We start from the raw sequence: 14,969 nt of genomic DNA on the forward strand, positions 1-14,969 counted from the left end.
TTTATGCGATACGACGGTTTTCGTCAGTGGCGCCCACCGTCAGTGGAAGGAAAGCGCCAGATTCATTGTCGAGAGCGATAATCTCGCCGGTTGCGATGTCATAGACCCATCCATGCAGACGGACTGTGCCGTTCGCCAGGCCTTCGGCTACCGCAGGCTGCTGAGCCAGATGGTTGAGCTGGGTCATGACGTTGGCCTGAATGAGGAGCTCGGTCTGCTTCTCAAGAGAAATCGCGCCTGCCTCTTCAAACAGGCTGCGCAGCCACTTGGCGGAAGGGCCGGCATGACGAAGCCATGCGTGGACGAGAGGCAGATCCTCGACGTGCTTGCGCTCCAGAAACTCCTTCATCGCGCCGCAGCCGGTGTGACCGCAGACCACGATATCGGTCACCTTCAGCGCCTTGACGGCATACTCCACGGTTGCAGTGACACCGCTGTGCGATTCTCCCGGAGGCGGCACCAGGTTGCCCGCATTGCGGATGGGGAAGATCTGGCCGGGCTCGCACTGCAGAATCATCTCCGGCATCACGCGGGAATCGGAGCAGGTGATGAAGCAGACTTCCGGTTTCTGTCCGCGAGCAAGCTGGGCAAAGAGCGAGGAATGATGGGGAAAAACTTCGTTTCGAAAACGGGCATACCCGTCGAGAAGGCGTTGCATCGTTTGCAATCTCCTAAATGGTGCACATCGATAAGCGAGTGCGTCTGCGAAAACGCCCAGCGTGCAGATACACGAAGGCGCTCACAAACACAGGGCTTTGCAAGCGGAGAAATTAAGCGATGGGAGGTGCACGGGAGCCGCCCGGCGCTCGTGGAGCGGAACCGGCGGCAATCTCATTGACCTGAGCCAGAGGCTCGGAGATCATCTCGGGCTGAAGAAGCAGGCCCTGATACGGCAGAGCGACAGCCGGCGTTACGACCACCGGATCGATCGGCTTCAGCTTGGCAACGACGGTAGCCTCGGCCACCTCGGGTGCGTGATTATCGGCGGCTGCGACACGCAGCGTGCGTCCACTGCGACCGGTAGGCCGGTGCGATCCATGTGGCGGAACGTGCGAATAGCTGATGCGCGAACTATGAGGCGCCCGGCGGCCATGCGCGACATCCACGTACGAAAGCAGGTTCATGCCGAGGGCGAGAGCCATCAGCAAGGCCGTTCGTACGAGGTGACGAGTTTTACGCATGGCTTTGGTAAATTGTGCCACAGAATGTACGTACGTCAGCCGGGAAGGTGAGCAACTTTTAAAGCATTTCCCTGTTGCTGGGTTTCCCGGAAGAGGAGTGCAGCGGCGTTTTCGTTGCGGAAAACGCCCATAGATGCTCCAGCCCTACTCTACACCCACAGGGAAATGCTTTATTGCGTCCCATTTCGGGGCGGGATAGCATCGCCGTATCCATGCGCTCACTTATCCGCATAATTGCTTTGCTTTTCGCTGTTTCTGCCGCCGCCAACGCACAGTACACCATCAAGAAAATCGTCTTCGATGGTCAGAATCTTTATTCTCAGACGGAACTCGAAACCGCTTGCGGTCTGAAACCGGGACAGACTCTGAACAACGAGGGCCTGCAGGCTGCGGCGCAGCGACTGGTCGACACGGGAGCCTTCGAGGACATGCAGGCAACCCTGGATGGCCCGATGAAGGCTATTTCGGTGATCTTCAAGGTGAAGCCGGTAGATCCCTCGAAACTCCTGCACATCTCTTATGCCAACTTTGCCTGGTGGTCCCCGGAAGAGCTGAAGACAGAGATCAGCCACCGTGTTCCTCTGGCGGGAGAAACAGTGCCCGAGGCTGGCGGATTGCAGACTTCAGTGCAGATAGCACTGGAGGCGATGCTGCACGAAAAAGGCCTCGCCGGAGCCAAGGTAAGCGAAGAAGTACTGGAGCCCCGGCCTGGAGTTCCCTTCCGTGTCGCTGCCTACCGCATCGTGTCGCTGGAGGTGATGATGGGGAGCGTGCGTGTGGATGGTGTCTCGCCCGCGATGCAGGCCAGTGTGCAAAAGATGACTGCTGCCCTGGCAGGACGACCATACAACGAAGGTCTTGGTGGGCAAGATATCACCGCTGCCCTGCAGGCCATCTTTCGCGATGCTGGCTATCTGACGGCGAAGCTCACACCGCTGCAACGCACCATCAACGGAGCGGGACCGGTGCAGGTCTCGCTATCGACAACGGTGCAGGAGGGAGAGGCGTACAAGCTCGGAACAGTTTCATGGGCTGGGGCACCCTGGATGACGGAACAGCAGTTCCTGACCGGGGTGAAGTTGCAGCAAGGTTCAGTGGCCTCACAGCGCCTACTGCAAAGCGCACTGGCAGTCGTTCAGAACAGCTATCGCCAGCATGGGTATCTTGATGTCACCGTCGATGCACCTCCGGCCCTGGACGATGCAACCCACATAGCGAACTTCACGGTGCAGGTGACTCCGGGTGAGATCTACCACCTGCAGGAGGTCCGCGTTACCGGACTCACACCGGCGCAGAGAAATGTATGGGATCAGGACTGGAAGCTGAAGCCGGGCGATATATATGATGCCGGAGCTCTCGGTGAATTCTTGAAGTGGCATATCGCCAATGGGCCGTTTCAAGGATCGAGCAGCGCGTTCAAGCAGACGGTCGACCCAACGTCGAAGACCGTTGTCCTTGAGGTGAGCTTCAAAAAGATGGGAGCATAACTCCTAACGAACAAGCTCCAGGTCAAGCACGCGAAGAAGCAGATTTCTTCGCTGCGCTACGAAATGACAAACAAAGAAAAACGGATCGAGCTTACACTCGATCCGCCTATATACGCTTCGCGTATCTTCACCCAACGAGCGAAGCCCGTTGAGGGCCTTGATGTCAATTATCAGACTATTCAGTACACCTCTAGCTCGTTGCTACTCCCACTCAATCGTGCCAGGCGGCTTTGAGGTGATGTCGTAGACAACACGGTTGATGCCGCGCACCTCGTTCACGATTCGACTGGAGATAGTCTTCAGCACCTCATACGGCAGCGGAGCCCAGTCCGCGGTCATGCCATCTTCGCTGGTGACTGCGCGAATCGCGCAGGTGTAAGCATAGGTGCGCTGGTCGCCCATTACTCCTACTGTCTTCACCGGGAGCAGTACAGCGAAGCTCTGCCAGAGCTGGCGGTAAAGGCCTGCGGCCTTGATCTCTTCGACGACGACGGCATCTGCTTCCTGCAGGATAGCGACGCGCTCCGGTGTGATCTCGCCCAGGATGCGGACAGCAAGGCCGGGGCCTGGGAAGGGCTGGCGTTCCAGGATCTCTTCCGGCATGCCGAGATCACGGCCGATACGGCGGACTTCGTCTTTGAAGAGATCGCGCAGAGGCTCAATCAGCTTGAGCTTCATGTTCTCCGGCAAGCCGCCAACGTTGTGATGGCTCTTGATGGTCTGCGATGGGCCTTTTACTGAAGACGACTCGATGACGTCGGGATACAGCGTTCCCTGCACCAGCCAGGCGACTTCATTGCCTTCAGCGTCATGTTCGGCGACGCCTTTAGTTTCGAGGTCCTTCAGGATCTTCTCTGCCTCATCGTCGAAGACCGCGATGAACTCGTTGCCGATGATCTTGCGTTTGGCTTCGGGGTCCGTGATCCCGGAGAGGCGCGAGAGGAAGCGCTTGCCTGCATCAACAGCAATGACTTTCAGGCCGAGCTTCTCGCGCATCGTGGCCTGCACCTTGGCAAACTCATCCTTACGCAGGACGCCGTTGTTCACGAAGATACAGGTGAGGCGATCGCCGATGGCCTTGTGGACCAGAACGGCCGCGACCGATGAGTCCACACCACCGGAGAGACCGCAGATGGCGTGCCCTTTGGGACCGACCTGGGCTCGTACACGCTCGACGGTGGACTGGATGAAGTGTTCCGGAGTCCAGTCAGGCTTGGCGCCGCAGATGTCGATGACGAAGTTTCTCAGCAGCTCGCTTCCCTTTTCCGAGTGGTTGACCTCGGGGTGGAACTGCACCGCCCAGATGCGCTTCTCTTCGTTAGCAATGCTCGCCAGCGCGCTGGAGGTCTGCGCGGTCTGGGTGAAGCCCTCGGGAAGGTTAACCGCGGAGTCGCCATGCGACATCCACACATTGATCTCCTGCGGCAGGCCGGCGAAGAGCCGGTTGTGGCTGGCGATCTGTACGCGGGCGTGGCCGTACTCGCGCTTATCCGCCGGATGAACCTTTCCGCCGAGATGATGGGTAATGAACTGCAGGCCGTAGCAGATGCCAAGGATCGGCAGGCCGGTGGCCAGCACCTTCGGATCGGCAGCGGGCGCATCGGCGTCATAGACCGAGCATGGGCCACCCGAAAGAACGATGCCCTTCGGATTCAGGGCAAGCACGTCGCTCAACGGAGCGGTGCAGGGCAACACCACGGAGAAGACATTGAACTCGCGGATGCGGCGAGCAATGAGCTGGGTGTACTGCGATCCGAAGTCGAGAATGACGATGGTGGAAGTCGATGCGGCGTCAGCGGCGATTTGGGAGTCCACGAACCTATTTTACGATGTGGCCCATCGGCGCCCAAGGACGTCGGTCTAGGCTGGATCTTTGTGTCGCGTATTCTTGACGCCCGTCAGCACGCCGGCGCCGGCCAAAACCAGAATCAGCGCAAAGATCCAATGCTGCGGAACGTGCGCCAGATGGGCCGCATAGGCAACACCAGCAATGAAGAGAAGATAGCCAATCAGATACAGGGCAAAGGACATGCTCTTCCTCCGTGCTGCAGCAGTAGGATGCAGCGACAAAGAGCGGCGTTGTGCCCTGCATCACCCGGTAGAGCGCCGATAGAGCTGGAGGTAAGCCACCGTACGCGCTACGTGGAAGAAATCTGAGGCGATCAGATAAGCGACCGTGACACCGGCCCACCACGTGTGCAGGAAGCTCTCTGTCGTTACTTCCTGGAAGGGTAGCGGTGTCGCCGAGAAGACCATCGCGAGCACGATGAGCGCAATTTTGACGATGCCCATCACCAGGTTGATCTCGACCAGCTTCTGCCGGAGTGCGCCCAGACGGAGAGAATCACGGATGGCCTGTGCAGCCGTGAGCTGCCGCACCACAGCAAGCAATGGAGCTATGGAGAAGACCCAGCTCACCACCCCCCACAGAACGAAGACACCCATGGAGAAGATGATGAGCAGCGCACAGTAGCCGACGAGGTTTGGTTCCCTGCCCTGCGCGATGGGATTAGCAATGGTAATGGTGGACGACCAGAGCAGCGAACGCCACCACACAAAGAACGCAAACGCCAAAGCGGTAAGGCGCAGTAACGTGAGCAGCAGAAAGGTAGCCGGGCGCGGCATCAGCTCCGCGTCGATACGATGCAGCACAATGGTGCGGCCGATGGTATGCGCTGCTACCCAGGTGAGCATCAACAGCGGAAGCAGCCACGTGAGTGCTTCCGTGACCGGCGCTGCGAGTACAGCGATGATTGCCCCGGCAACATCGGCTGCATGCATGGGATCGAGCAGCGAGACATGCTGGAGTGCGTTCCAGTCGACGGGATACTGATCGAGGATTCGCTTTGCGGTGCGCGCCGTGAGCCACAGCGCGGGAATGCCCCAGAGCCAGCGCCAAAGGATCTCCAGACCCACCAGGAGAGGATGTTTCCAAACCCACGACATCGTGCCGACAAAGCTTTGGGTACCGCGAATGGTCTTACTGGACTGGCTCTGGTAGGTGGACAAGAGTCTGCTTCGCCTTCCTTGGTTCCAGTTTAAGGCCTGGGTGGGAGCAGCGGCTTCAGCCCGCTGAATGGCAGATCAAAATAATAAAGGCTTTAGCCTTGGGCCTTTCACGTATCCGAGTAGAAAGCCCAGGGCTAAACGCCCAAATTCTTTCTGGCGATAACCGCGGGCTGAAGCCCGCTCCCACCCAACTACTTCACGACGATGTTCAGCAGCTTGTTGGGCACGTAGATGATCTTCGCAACGGTCTTGCCGGCGATACGTGCTGCCACCTTTTCATCGGCGAGTGCCGATTCCTTGATGACATCTTCGCTGGAGCCGGCAGGCACCTTGATCACGTTCGCGAGCTTACCGTTGATCTGGACCGGAATCTCCAGCTCATCTTCTCTGGCGAGCTCTTCATCCGCCTCGGGCCATGCATGACGGAAGACAATTCCGGAGTGCCCCAATACCTCCCACAGCTCCGCTGACAAGAACGGAGCAAACGGAGCGAGCAGCAGCACGAGGGCAGTAAAGACCTCCTTCTGCGTTGCGGTCGAGACTTCGCCGGAATCCATCGCCGGCTCGGCATCGACAATCGCGTTCACCAGCTCCATGACTGCGGCGATGCAGGTGTTGAAGGTCCAGCGGCCGGAGAAGTTCTGCGAGATTTTGGCGATGGTCTGGTGCAGCTTGCGCAACAGCTTCAGGCCCGCAGGCGTGAGTGCCTGGTTCGCACCTGTGTCTTCGATCGTCGCAATTCCAGGAGCGTACTTGGTGGTGAGGCGATAGACACGCGAAAGAAAGCGGCTGATGCCGGCGACGCCTTCCTCCTGCCACTCCAGGTCACGATCCGGAGGCGCAGCGAAGAGAGCATACATACGGGTTGCATCCGCGCCGTACTGCGCGATCATGTCGTCGGGCGAAACAACATTGCCCTTCGACTTGGACATCTTGGCGCCGTTTTTGATGACCATGCCCTGGGTAAACAGGCGAGTCGCCGGCTCATCGTTGTCGATAAGGCCGAGATCGCGCATCACCTTGGTCCAGAAGCGCGAGTAGATCAGGTGCAGGATGGCGTGCTCAACGCCGCCGATGTACTGGTCAATCGGGAACCAGTAGTTTGTAGTGGCAGAGTCAAAGGGAGCACCGTCGTTCTTCGCGTCGGCGTAGCGGTAGAAGTACCAGGACGAGTCCACGAAGGTGTCCATGGTATCGGTCTCGCGCCGTGCCGGGCCGCCACACTTCGGACAGGTAGTATTGACGAACTCCGCGACTTTGCCGAGGGGAGAACCGCCCTGCTGTGTGATCTCGATGTTGTCAGGGAGCAGGACCGGGAGCTGATCATCGGGAACAGCGACGATACCGTCTTTCTGGCAGTAGACAACCGGAATCGGGGTACCCCAGTACCGCTGACGACTGACACCCCAATCTTTCAATCGCCAGGTGACCGTAGCCTTACCGAAGCCGTGTGCCTCCGCGTGCTTTGCCATCTTCTGCTGCGCTTCGAGCGCGGCTTCGCCGGTGAACTCACCAGAGTCGATGAGTACAGCATCATCTTCCACCGTATACGGAAGCTCGGGCTGCTCGGCCATATCGACATTCGGGGCGAGCACTCTGCGGATGGGCAGGCCATACTTGGTCGCGAACTCGAAATCGCGCTCATCGTGCGCCGGAACGCTCATGATGGCGCCGGTGCCGTAGTCGGCCAGGATATAGTTCGCAATCCAGATCGGCACACGCTCACCGTTGTAAGGATTTACGGCGAAGCGGCCGGTTGGATAACCATGCTTCTCGATGTTGCCGATGTCACCGGTCTCGCGCGCCGCCTGCTGCTGAGCGAGCAGCTCCTCGATCTTCTTCGCCAGCTCCGCATCTTCCGCAGCAAATGCCTTGGCAGCCGCGTGTTCCGGTGCGACCTGAACGCTGGTGGCTCCGAAGATGGTGTCCACACGCGTGGTGAAGACGGTGATCGGGCAGTCGTGGCCTTCCACAGCGAAATCGATGAGAGTGCCGTCGCTGCGGCCGATCCAGTTGCGCTGCATGGTGCGCACCTTCTCGGGCCAGCCGGGCATGCTGTCCAGCCCTTCAAGCAACTGGTCAGCATAGCGGGTAATGCGGAAGAACCACTGATCCATCTCGCGCAGTTCCACGATCTGGTCTTCGTGCCGCCAGCAGCGACCGTCAATGACCTGTTCGTTGGCCAGCACGGTGGCGCACTGCGGGCACCAGTTGAGCTTGCTGCTCTTCTTGTAGGCGAGGTCCTTCTCGAACATGCGGAGGAAGAACCACTGGTTCCACTTGTAGTAGTCGGGCAGGCAGGTGGTGACCTCGCGCCGCCAATCGTAGCTGAGCCCCATGCGCTTCATCTGCTTGCGCATCTCGGCGATGTTCGAAAGCGTCCACTCGCGCGGCGGCGTATTGTTCTTCAGCGCGGCGTTCTCGGCAGGAAGCCCGAAAGAGTCCCAGCCCATGGGGTGCAGCACGTTGTACCCGCGCATCCACATGAAGCGCGCCAGGGCGTCGCCAATGGAGTAGTTGCGGACGTGGCCCATGTGCAGTTTGCCGCTGGGGTATGGCAGCATCTCCAGCACGTAATACTTGGGCTTGCCGCTGCCTGCAGGCTCGGCGGCGTAAAGGTTGGGATCCGCGTCCCAGCGCTGCTGCCAGCGCGGTTCAATCTCAGCGGGGTTATAACGCTGCTGCTTTTCTTCCATGGACATACATCATCGATTGTAAAGAAAAGGACAAACCCGGCAGTTTTTGGCGCAATAGAAAGCCCGCCGATGAACTGGCGGGCTTGAGGAGAAACGAGTCGAACCGGCTTATTCACCGGCCGGGGGCTGCTGCCCACCCTGCGGAGGAGCCATCGGTCCCTGCTGACCGCCAGGTCCGCGGCGAGGTCCGAAGTCATGGCCGGCGCCCCTTCCGAAGCGGGGTTGATCCTGCTGGACGGTGTAGCCCTCAGGCGCCTTGAAGAGCGTTGCCGCAGGCTCATTCCGGGACAGGTTCGAGGTCACAAGGGTGTGGTTTCCGGAGAAGGGATTAGTGTCCGTCTCCGAGATCATTACCTTCAGGTCGGGCGAGAACCAGCTCTCGTGGGAAATGACGATCTCTTTGTCGTTGCCCATAACGCCGGGGGCGATCGTCCGGGTGACCTTACGGCCGCTCAGCGACAGGCCGTCCACCGTCTTGTAGCCGAGGTCGGTGGAGGCGAAGCTTACGCCCTCGCGCTCGCGGCCGGGACGGTCAAAGCCCGCCGGACGGGGACCAGCCTCGGGTCCGCCCCGCGGGCCTGCCCCAGCAGGGCCGAAACCAGGACCACGGTGACCACCCTGTGGAAGAGTCATGACATGGGCGATCTTGTTCTCGTTGTTCCAGCGGGTGACCGTCTGGGCGACCGGGTCAAAGACAACGACCTCGGTCTTTTTGGTTGCGGCAGCGCCCTTCGCTCCACGGCGGGGCTCGAAGGTAATCTCTTCGCGCAGGCGGCCCTGGGTGTCACGGGCGACGGTGCGGACGGTGGTGTGGGTCAGAACAGAGCCGTCCTGAAGCTTCTCGGTACGGGTGTCAGTGAAGGTAGCGCTGTACGGAGCGTTGCTGACCACCTCATGGTGCATTCCCATGCCGCGGCCCATCGGTCCATGTCCGGCATGCATTTCCGGTCCCTGCGGACCTGCCTCAGGACCCGGCTGCTGTGCGATCGCGACGCTCGCCAGAGCAAGCGCGCCACTCAATGTGATGTAACGAAGCTTCATGTGATCGTCCCCCGTTTCTTCTACCCCATCTAGACGGGCGAAGTCGCGCAAAGACGACGAACCTGGCAAGTTTTTTAGACTAGAGCATTTTCACTGCAGGTGTACCCAGAGGATCAGCATCTATGGGCGTTTTCCGCAATGAAAACGCGCTGCACGCCTTTTCCGGGATACCCAGCAACAGTGAAAATGCTCTAACCGGCTGCCAGAGTCCAGAGCGCCGAGACATTACGCAGGGTGTCTCCTGGCTCATCCACCGGGGTTTCCGCCAGGAAGGCGCAGTGGGCAAAGCGGGCATCGCGCAACAACCGGCGGAAGGCCGGAGCTCCGATCATTCCTTCGCCAATATGTTCATGGCGGTCGAGTTTCGATCCTCGCGCGGCCTTGGCGTCGTTGCAATGCCAAACCCTTACGGTCTCAAAGCCGACGGTAGTCTCAATCTGCTTCATGGTTTCGGCGTAGCCCTCTTCACTGACGATGTCATATCCGGCGACGTGAACGTGACAGGTATCCAGGCACACGGCAACCGGAGCGCAGGGACGAAGCGTCTCGACAAGTTCCGCGACCTGCTCCAGAGAACCGCCGAGGGAAAACTCGGCTCCGGCGGTATTCTCAATCAGAATCCGGAAGTCGGCGCCCTGCCAGGGCAGACCATCGATGGCCTTCTCAATCGATTGTGCGGCCAGCCGCAGGCCCTCATCGCGGGTCAGGCCCTTCCAGCTTCCCGGGTGCAGGACCAGAAACTCCGCTCCCAGAGCCAGGGCGCGCTCTACCTCGCCACGAAAAGCGGCAATGGAGTTGGCCCGCACACTCTCTGTTTGCGAGCACATGTTGATCAGGTAGCTGGCATGAATCGCCATGGGGCCGATGTCGTGCTGCTTGCGCAGTTCCTTGAGCCTGGCCGCATCGGCCGGCTTCACCGGACCGGCCTTCCACATACGCGGACTGGCGGAGAAGATCTGGAAGGCGTTGGCGCCGCATTCGACGGCGCGGGTAACGGCTGTGTACACACCGCCGGTCGTGGAGAGGTGAATGCCGATACGCTTCTTTGCAATTGCCATCTCTTCAGCATAACGGCGATGGTGTAGTGTGAAAGTCGTCTTCCCTTCCACTATTCCGCTAAGGAGCCTGAACGGCAATGGCTGCACCTCAGACTTATAAGAACCATGGACGGCTAGATGCCCCCTTCCACCTCTTTCTCTTTCCACTGCTGGCTATCCTCTCGATCGTCGCCATTGTGCACGCGTTCCTCTTCCCAAACGATCTGCACATCTTCCTGGCAGTACTGACGCCGCTGCTTGCCTTCCTTGCCATCAAGACACGGCTGTATTCCCTCAAAGTGCAGGACCGCATCATCCGGCTGGAGGAAAAGCTCCGCCTGCTCGCTCTGCTGCCGGAGAGCGAGCGAGAAAACATCGCCAAATTGAACGAACGGCAGCTGATTGCGCTGCGGTTCGCCTCTGATGAGGAGCTGCCGGCGCTAGCTGCACGGACATGGACCGAAAATCTGTCCCCGCAGCAGATCAAGCAGGCGGTTGAGCGGTGGCGGGCAGACCACTTCCGGGTTTAGAAGGCGATCTAAAGCAACAAGGCCCGGAGAGAGATCACCTCTCCGGGCCTTGTTTCGATTAGGACAACTCTAAGCTTATCGGCAAGTTCGAATGATCTGAGACGGTCAGAGTGTGTCTGAAACTGGTGGGAGCAGCGGGCTTCAGCCCGCTGATAAAGGCGTAAGTGAATGGGCTTTAGCCTTGGGCTTTCTCTTTGCATCACGAAAAGGCCCAGAGCTAAAAGCCCATTTCTATATTGACCAATAGAGCGTGGGCTTAAAAGCCCACGGCTCCCACCGGTTCGAGCTTCGCTCGAATAGTCACCCCAGCGCAGCGTCTTAGTAGACGTCGCGCTGATAGCGCTTCTGCTTCTTCATCTCTGCCAGATAGGCATTGGCATCATCGAGGGTGCCGTGCTTGCCCAGGGCGATAGCATCCAGCAAGGCATTCTCGACATCCTTGGCCATACGACTGGCATCGCCGCAGACGTAGAAGTACGCGCCTTCTTCCAGCCACTTGTACAGCTCGGCGGCATGCTCCCTCATGCGGTCCTGCACGTAGACCTTCTGCTTCTGATCGCGGGAGAAGGCCGTGTGGAAGTTATTCAGCAGGCCGTCCTTGTGCCATGCTTCCAGCTCGCTCCGGTACAGGAAGTCCGAAGACTGACGTTGCTCGCCGAAGAAGAGCCAGTTCTTGCCCTTTTGGCCCAGCGCCTGGCGGTGCTGCAGGAAGGCGCGGAAGGGCGCGATTCCGGTGCCGGGGCCGATCATGATGACCGGGGCATTGGAGTCTTCGGGAAGGCGGAAGTTCTTATTCTCGTGCAGAAAGACCGGCATCTTGTGCCCCTCAGGAGCACGCTCGGCAAGGTGTCCACTGCAGAGTCCCTGGCGCTCGCGGCCATGAGTGTCATAGCGAATGACGCGAACGATGGTGTGTACTGCGTTCGGATTCATCTCCTGGCTGGAGGCGATGGAGTACATGCGCGGCGTCAGGCGCTGCAGTACGGTAAAGAGATCCTGCGGATTCTTGATGATGCCGGGAAATTCGGTAATCAGGTCGATAAACTCGCGGCCCCAGACATACTCTTCGGCGAGGGAACGGTTCTCGGGAAGGGTGTACTTGCGGAGCTCGTCCGCCTTGGGATGGCCGTCAGCCATCTTGGCCAGAGCGGTTACACTGCCGCGGGACAGCTTGCCGATGCCGAGGCGGGTGCGTATGGCCTCGTGCAGGGAGATCTCAACCTTGTAGTGGTCCAGAACGCGCTCTTCGCCGGTAAATCCAAGGGCTTCCAGCACGTGGTGCACGGCTTGGGGACGGTTCTCAGGAAGAATGCCGATGGCATCGCCGGGGGTGTAGTGCATGCCGGGCTCAAGCTCCAGCTCGTAGTGCCGTGTCTCCTTCTCGGAGTCGGCAAGCGTCATGCGCTGATTGACGAGGACGCGCGAATGGTAAGGATTATTGCGGGTGTATTTACTGTCTGTGCTCATGGGTCCGTCTTCTATTTTAGAGCGTTCCCCTGTCGCTGGGTATCCCGGAAGGGACCTGCAGCGGCGTTTTCATTACGGAAAACGCCCATAGAATGGGGACGCCCCCACGGCACCCGCAGGGGAAAACACCCTACCGGAGACGGACCCGATGGAGCATTTTCCCGGTTACCGGGTATCCCGGAAAGGGCCTGCAGCGGCGTTTCATCGCGGAAAACCCCATCGATGCGGGAGCCTACATTAGACCTACGGGAAAATGCTCTCGCCCTAAAAACGCAGCGCCAGGCCTGTGCTGAGGTTGACCGGATGGTAGGTGGTCGAACCGGTGGAAAGGTTCTGATACCCGAACTCGATGACGCGCCAGTCGATGTGCGGCAGCAATGTCGTTTCCAGACCGGCGTCGAGCTGGTAGCCAAAGTCGGTGTGATCAACATGGGTGGAAGAGCTGACCGAATAGTTAGTAAACCCAATTTCAGCCTGGCCGTAGATCTTGAACGGAACCACATGCGGAACGAACGAGAGACGTGGACCGATCATGAAGTTCTTGACGCTGGTCGAACCTTTGGAAAGGAACTGACCGCGCGCATCCAGACCGATGTGGGCCGGTAATACGCCACCATGATCGAAGTAGACGCCAACTGTCGGGCCAAAGACCCAGTTGTCACTCGCAGAGTTGCTGATGCGGGATGCTGTTCCTTCGACGTACACCGCCTGCGCGTGCGATGACCTTCCAGAAACGGAAAAAGTTAAAAAAAGAGCTGCAAAAACAAGCAGACGGGGCTTCATCTCGTATCCCATCCTCCGGGGAGGTATTCATACAACTTACGTCCGGTTAGATGCCGAAATAGCGATCCACAGGAGTTGTGTACCGGAACGGTTACCCCTATTGCACCTCGTCAAGCGCGCGCTGGCCCCGCCGATGCTGCCGCATCCGCTCGATCTGCTGCTCTTCCAGTTGGGCGTACTGCTTCTTCTGGTCATCGCTGAGGATGGCGTTGATCTTCTTGTCTTCATCCTCGCGAATCTGTTTTACCTGGTGGAGGCGCTGACCTCTCCGCACTGAGCTGTCGTTGCGCAGGGCGGTCAATCTTTGCTGCCGCTCTTCCAGCAGAGGCTTCATCTGTGCCTGCTGATCCGGGGTGAGATTCAGCTTTTTCGTATAGAGCGCCAGCATACGGTCGGTCGACGGTTCGGGGCCGGGGACCTGTTTATTCATGACCTGCTCTTCCTGCTGTTGAGCAGCCACAGCCATCACGACAGGTGTTACGACCATGATGGCGAAGAGGATGGCGAGATAAACCCGGGTGGTCTTCATGGAAGATGACCTCCTTCAAGAATTCGCGGTCAGGACGCGACGTTCATCTAATCAGAGCCAGCCTGCCCCGGATAGTTGCGGGATCCAGACCATAAATCAACCAATAGCGACCAGTTCCGGCTCCTCCAGCGTCCGCTTGAGCTGCCCGCAGGCAGCGTAGATATCGCGGCCACGGGGACGGCGGGTAAAGGTCGGCATACCGTTATCGACGAGAATGCGATGGAAACGGGTGACATCGGCCGGCTCCGGCTGGCGGTAGGCGATCCCCGGGCCAGGGTTCCAGACGATGAGGTTGACCTTTGCCTGGACGTCTCGCAGCAGCTCCAGCACCTGCAAGGCGTGCTCGGGCTGATCGTTAACTCCTCCAAGAAGGACATACTCCACATTGATCCAGCCGCGCTTGCCGAGCGGGATGGTCTTCACCGCTTCGAGCAGCTCGGCGATCTTCCACTTGCGATTGATGGGCATCACCTGCTCGCGGACGGCGTCGTTCGGAGCATTCAGGCTGAGGGCGAGATTCGGCCGGATGGTTTCGGTTGCAAAACGGCGAATTGCCGGCTCAATGCCGCTGGTGGAGACGGTAATACGCGATGCCGGGATGCCGATTCCCCGCACGATCAGGCCGATCGCCTTCATTACAGCGTCATAGTTCAGGAAGGGCTCGCCCATGCCCATCAGAACAAGGTTGATGCGGTCAACGCCGACACGAATCTGGTGCCGGTTGAGCACGGCCGTCACCTGCCCAGCGATCTCTCCGGCAGTGAGATTGCGTTTCACTCCCAGCTTTGCCGTAAGACAGAACTGGCAATTGACCGCACATCCCACTTGGCTCGAAATGCAGATGGTGGCGCGCTGATATCCCCGGTCAGCAAGACGGCCGCGATTGCGAAAATCGCGTCCATCAAAGTCATCGGCGTCTCCTTCGGGCATCCAGACGGTTTCAATGGTTTCACCGTCCGAAAGGCGCATCAGGTAACGTTCCGTACCGTCGACGGAAATCGCCGTCTGCGCAATGGTGGGTAAGCCCACTTCAGCGCCGCCGGGCAGCAGCGCCCGCAAACGTGTGGCAAGTGGGTCGAGGGTGGCGATGCGGTCGCGGTAGAGCGCCCGCCACAGTTGCCGCGCACGACGGGTGTCACCCCCAACCGTGGAGGTCAACTCATCCAAATTCTGCCCGAAAAGCGGTTCCGCCCGCATACTGCCTTTAAG

At 59.2% G+C, this 14,969-nt stretch carries 14 protein-coding genes; 2 read left to right on the top strand and 12 right to left on the bottom strand.

The window, feature by feature from the left end; all coding sequences use genetic code 11:
- Position 1: 1 nt before the first annotated feature.
- On the bottom strand, positions 2-658 hold the full coding sequence (locus OHL21_RS19485; RefSeq protein WP_263418971.1) for a carbonic anhydrase: 657 nt from the start codon (positions 656-658) through the stop codon (positions 2-4).
- A 112-nt stretch (positions 659-770) separates the two neighbouring features.
- Positions 771-1,181 carry a hypothetical protein gene (locus OHL21_RS19490; RefSeq protein WP_263418972.1) on the bottom strand — a complete coding sequence of 137 codons (411 nt, stop codon included), beginning with the start codon at positions 1,179-1,181 and terminating at the stop codon, positions 771-773.
- Positions 1,182-1,393: 212 nt separating this feature from the next.
- Here OHL21_RS19490 and OHL21_RS19495 point away from each other — a divergent pair, with 212 nt between their 5' ends.
- Positions 1,394-2,668, top strand: coding sequence for a POTRA domain-containing protein (locus OHL21_RS19495; protein ID WP_263418973.1), 1,275 nt, complete (start codon positions 1,394-1,396; stop codon positions 2,666-2,668).
- Between the two features lie 201 nt (positions 2,669-2,869).
- Here OHL21_RS19495 and guaA read toward each other — a convergent pair whose 3' ends face one another.
- The 6 genes from guaA to OHL21_RS19525 form a co-directional block, all read right to left on the bottom strand.
- Positions 2,870-4,483: a glutamine-hydrolyzing GMP synthase gene (gene guaA / locus OHL21_RS19500; RefSeq protein WP_263418974.1), complete on the bottom strand. Its 1,614-nt coding sequence runs from the start codon at positions 4,481-4,483 to the stop codon at positions 2,870-2,872.
- A 45-nt stretch (positions 4,484-4,528) separates the two neighbouring features.
- Positions 4,529-4,699, bottom strand: a complete 171-nt coding sequence (locus tag OHL21_RS19505) for a hypothetical protein (RefSeq protein WP_263418975.1) — start codon at positions 4,697-4,699, stop codon at positions 4,529-4,531.
- A gap of 60 nt (positions 4,700-4,759) precedes the next feature.
- On the bottom strand, positions 4,760-5,677 hold the full coding sequence (locus tag OHL21_RS19510; protein WP_263418976.1) for a hypothetical protein: 918 nt from the start codon (positions 5,675-5,677) through the stop codon (positions 4,760-4,762).
- A gap of 191 nt (positions 5,678-5,868) precedes the next feature.
- A complete protein-coding gene (leuS, locus tag OHL21_RS19515) occupies positions 5,869-8,373 on the bottom strand; it encodes a leucine--tRNA ligase (RefSeq protein WP_263418977.1) in 2,505 nt (834 codons plus the stop codon).
- Positions 8,374-8,481: 108 nt separating this feature from the next.
- Entirely contained in the window at positions 8,482-9,414 is a 933-nt protein-coding gene (locus OHL21_RS19520; protein ID WP_263418978.1) for a hypothetical protein, read from the bottom strand.
- 191 nt (positions 9,415-9,605) lie between these two features.
- Complete coding sequence (locus OHL21_RS19525) at positions 9,606-10,472, bottom strand: deoxyribonuclease IV (protein ID WP_263418979.1); 867 nt, start codon at positions 10,470-10,472, stop codon at positions 9,606-9,608.
- 77 nt (positions 10,473-10,549) lie between these two features.
- Here OHL21_RS19525 and OHL21_RS19530 point away from each other — a divergent pair, with 77 nt between their 5' ends.
- Complete coding sequence (locus tag OHL21_RS19530) at positions 10,550-10,981, top strand: DUF6526 family protein (protein WP_263418980.1); 432 nt, start codon at positions 10,550-10,552, stop codon at positions 10,979-10,981.
- 318 nt (positions 10,982-11,299) lie between these two features.
- On the opposite strand, the gene OHL21_RS19535 is transcribed toward OHL21_RS19530, so the two are convergent.
- From OHL21_RS19535 to rlmN, 4 genes are all read right to left on the bottom strand, one after another.
- A complete protein-coding gene (locus tag OHL21_RS19535) occupies positions 11,300-12,448 on the bottom strand; it encodes a diflavin oxidoreductase (RefSeq protein ID WP_263418981.1) in 1,149 nt (382 codons plus the stop codon).
- Between the two features lie 264 nt (positions 12,449-12,712).
- Positions 12,713-13,231, bottom strand: a complete 519-nt coding sequence (locus OHL21_RS19540) for a porin family protein (protein WP_263418982.1) — start codon at positions 13,229-13,231, stop codon at positions 12,713-12,715.
- 97 nt (positions 13,232-13,328) lie between these two features.
- On the bottom strand, positions 13,329-13,760 hold the full coding sequence (locus OHL21_RS19545) for a hypothetical protein (protein ID WP_263418983.1): 432 nt from the start codon (positions 13,758-13,760) through the stop codon (positions 13,329-13,331).
- Between the two features lie 96 nt (positions 13,761-13,856).
- Entirely contained in the window at positions 13,857-14,957 is a 1,101-nt protein-coding gene (gene rlmN / locus OHL21_RS19550; protein WP_263418984.1) for a 23S rRNA (adenine(2503)-C(2))-methyltransferase RlmN, read from the bottom strand.
- Between the last annotated feature and the right edge of the window lie 12 nt (positions 14,958-14,969).

The organism is Terriglobus albidus, assembly GCF_025685425.1.
GTDB lineage: Bacteria > Acidobacteriota > Terriglobia > Terriglobales > Acidobacteriaceae > Terriglobus > Terriglobus albidus.